Genomic DNA, 2,944 nt, shown 5'->3' with positions numbered 1-2,944 from the left:
ATGATATACAGCGCGAAGAGCGCACTGAAAAGTGGTAACAATTGCCTGAAACGCATAATCCCTCACGGTGGAAATAAAAAGGTGCAACATAGTAAACGTCAAAACTATCGTGCTGGCGAGATTTATAATTGCATGCCATTGTTAAATATTTGTTGACCAGAAAGGCCAGTTTCCGCATGGCGTGTTTTACTTCATACTTAATACGGCAAAAAAATAATATTGAGGGTTAACATTTTGGCAGGAAGTAGCTTACTGACCTTACTCGATGATATCGCTACCTTACTCGACGATATCTCGGTCATGGGAAAACTGGCCGCGAAAAAAACCGCGGGTGTCTTGGGAGATGACTTATCGCTCAATGCGCAACAGGTGTCGGGCGTGCGGGCGAACCGCGAACTCCCGGTGGTCTGGAGCGTGGCTAAAGGGTCGTTTGTTAACAAAGTTATTCTTGTACCGCTGGCGCTATTGATTAGCGCCTTTATACCCTGGGCGATCACCCCCTTATTAATGGTAGGCGGGGCGTTTCTCTGTTTTGAAGGGGTGGAAAAAGTGCTTCACACCCTGGAAGCGCGTAAACACAAAGAGACCCCGGAAGAGCGCCAGCAGCGTCTGGCATCTCTGGCGGCGCAGGACCCACTGACCTTTGAGAAAGATAAAATCAAAGGTGCGATACGTACCGATTTCATTTTATCCGCTGAGATTGTCGCCATCACCCTCGGTATTGTGGCGGATGCGCCGTTGTTGAATCAGGTGCTGGTGTTATCAGGTATCGCCTTAGTGGTGACCGTGGGCGTGTATGGCCTGGTAGGGATTATCGTTAAGCTGGATGATATCGGCTACTGGCTGGCAGAAAAGCGCAGCCTGCTTGCCCAATCGCTGGGGAAAGGACTACTGGTTGTTGCCCCCTGGCTGATGAAAACACTTTCAGTGGTGGGCACGCTGGCGATGTTTTTAGTAGGGGGTGGGATTGTTGTACATGGAATATCACCGCTGCATCATGCGATAGAACATTTTGCCCAGCAGCAAAGCGCATTGATTGGGCTTATGCTTCCGACCCTGCTTAATCTGGTGCTCGGCTTTATCATTGGTGGAATAGTCGTTCTGCTGGTGAAAACCGTTGCCAGACTGCGCGGAGTTTCGCACTAATTGTCGCCGGATTAATTACGCAAAAAGCCTTTTTGTCGTCTAAGGTGTAAAGGTTTCTCTTGATACAGGAGGCAGGTATGGTCTTTTCTGTCAGTGAGGAAGTCACTTCGAAAGAGGGTGGCCCACGCATGATCGTTACCGGGTATGCCAGCGGAATGGTGGAGTGTCGCTGGTACGACGGCTTTGGCGTTAAACGGGAAGCATTCCGTGAAGATGAACTGGTGCCCGGCGAGCAAAGATCGCTCTGCCAGGACACCTGATATTGGGCCTGGCCGTAACCCGGCGAACTCTCAACCATTAGTTATATTTATCATTTTGGTGAGAATTATTTTCTTGTCAGGCAAAAAAATTGCAGATAAGGTTTGTTTTACATCAGATTTCCTGGTGTAACGAATTTTCAAGTGCTTCTTGCATAAGCAAGTTTGATCCCGGCCCGATGAGGGCCGGGATTTTTTTCACCCTCAGTCAGCGATTGATTTCCGACACGCTAAAATCATGGATATCAAGCTCGAACGCATCGGCCAGTTCATGCCATGTATGGTAATCACGCCCGTCGATGCTGACGCGTTCAGGATCGTCCTGACTGCGATGAATTTCACTCTCGCAGATTTCGTTGATTGCCTTCAGCAGCGCGTCTACATCGACGCTGACTTCGCGTTTGGCCGTATCGCTGTACTCTTTCGCGGTTTTCATCCTCATACCTCTCAACCGTTAAGGATACCGGGGGAGCGCATCAAAACCTCAGATGCGCACCACTTAAGTATAGACCGTCGAGAAAACCCGCAATCGCATGCGCCGGACGCTGCCACAAAAAGGAATTTGTTCTACACTGGCACAAAGCCACAGGAGGAAAACGATGAAGGTGAATGATCGGGTCACAGTCAAAACGGACGGCGGTCCACGTCGGCCGGGCGTGGTACTGGCAATCGAAGAGTTTAGTGAAGGCACCATGTACCTGGTTTCGCTGGAAGACTACCCGCTCGGTATCTGGTTCTTTAATGAATCAGGTCATCAGGACGGTATCTTTGTGGAAAAAATAGAGTGAGGTAAGTTCTTCTGCATGATTCTGACTGGTGGTTCCGCCACCAGTCAGAACGTTTTAACGCATATTCACAAAGATACCATTGGTGACGTTATCCGTGAGTCGAACCACGTGATAGATAACTTGCTTATTATGCGTCTTAATCTTTCGTTTTATATTTCCCTTATGGGATGAGACGGTCTTGGCCTTGATATTCATTTGATCTGATATCTGTATTGTTCCCTGTCCCTCCATCCACATGCGTAGCATGCTGGATTCGGTACGGCTTAATGACAATGTCGGCAGATTAACATCGATAGCAATATTGACTTCCTTTTTCAGAATATCGCCAAGAAGTTCATCCAGTGAATCAGGCTTAATTGATTTAGAACTGATCAATAAATTTTTTCTGACTAAAAGATACTCATCAAAATGCACATTGGCAATTGCCATAAATACAATAAATAATGTACTGGGATGCTGATTAATGATTTGCTTGATTTGCTGACTGTCAGCAGGATCGTGGATAAAACAGTCCTCATTAATAAACACCACAGCGGGTTGCAGAGAAACACAGGCGAGACTGAGTTCACCAACGCTGGAAATATTGTTGATTTCCCTTTTTTTCACCCCCCGACTGACCAGATATCCGGTCAACCCTAGCCGGGTGTAACTGCATAAATCCATAATAATCGTTGACATGGCATACCCTCACTCAATGCGTAACGATAATTCCCCTTACCTGATTATTGCATCACAACTAAACGGAATAATAAC

Annotated in this window: 5 protein-coding genes; 3 read left to right on the top strand and 2 right to left on the bottom strand. The window is 47.2% G+C overall.

What is annotated here, in order from left to right:
- Positions 1-231: 231 nt before the first annotated feature.
- Positions 232-1,146 carry a DUF808 domain-containing protein gene (locus KQJ18_RS23090; protein WP_170973669.1) on the top strand — a complete coding sequence of 305 codons (915 nt, stop codon included), beginning with the start codon at positions 232-234 and terminating at the stop codon, positions 1,144-1,146.
- Between the two features lie 77 nt (positions 1,147-1,223).
- Positions 1,224-1,406 carry a DUF2158 domain-containing protein gene (locus tag KQJ18_RS23085; RefSeq protein WP_038641592.1) on the top strand — a complete coding sequence of 61 codons (183 nt, stop codon included), beginning with the start codon at positions 1,224-1,226 and terminating at the stop codon, positions 1,404-1,406.
- Between the two features lie 205 nt (positions 1,407-1,611).
- On the opposite strand, the gene yodD is transcribed toward KQJ18_RS23085, so the two are convergent.
- Positions 1,612-1,839: a YodD family peroxide/acid resistance protein gene (yodD, locus tag KQJ18_RS23080; RefSeq protein ID WP_032939599.1), complete on the bottom strand. Its 228-nt coding sequence runs from the start codon at positions 1,837-1,839 to the stop codon at positions 1,612-1,614.
- 163 nt (positions 1,840-2,002) lie between these two features.
- Between yodD and dsrB the strand changes: the two genes are divergently transcribed.
- Positions 2,003-2,191 carry a protein DsrB gene (dsrB, locus tag KQJ18_RS23075; protein ID WP_038641589.1) on the top strand — a complete coding sequence of 63 codons (189 nt, stop codon included), beginning with the start codon at positions 2,003-2,005 and terminating at the stop codon, positions 2,189-2,191.
- Between the two features lie 54 nt (positions 2,192-2,245).
- Here dsrB and rcsA read toward each other — a convergent pair whose 3' ends face one another.
- On the bottom strand, positions 2,246-2,869 hold the full coding sequence (gene rcsA, locus KQJ18_RS23070) for a transcriptional regulator RcsA (RefSeq protein WP_038641587.1): 624 nt from the start codon (positions 2,867-2,869) through the stop codon (positions 2,246-2,248).
- Between the last annotated feature and the right edge of the window lie 75 nt (positions 2,870-2,944).

The sequence above is a fragment of the Citrobacter sp. S55_ASV_140 genome (assembly GCF_018919505.1).
Lineage (GTDB): Bacteria > Pseudomonadota > Gammaproteobacteria > Enterobacterales > Enterobacteriaceae > Citrobacter > Citrobacter werkmanii.
The sequence above is the reverse complement of the archived record's forward strand: the minus strand, read 5'-3'. Positions and strand labels throughout refer to the sequence as shown.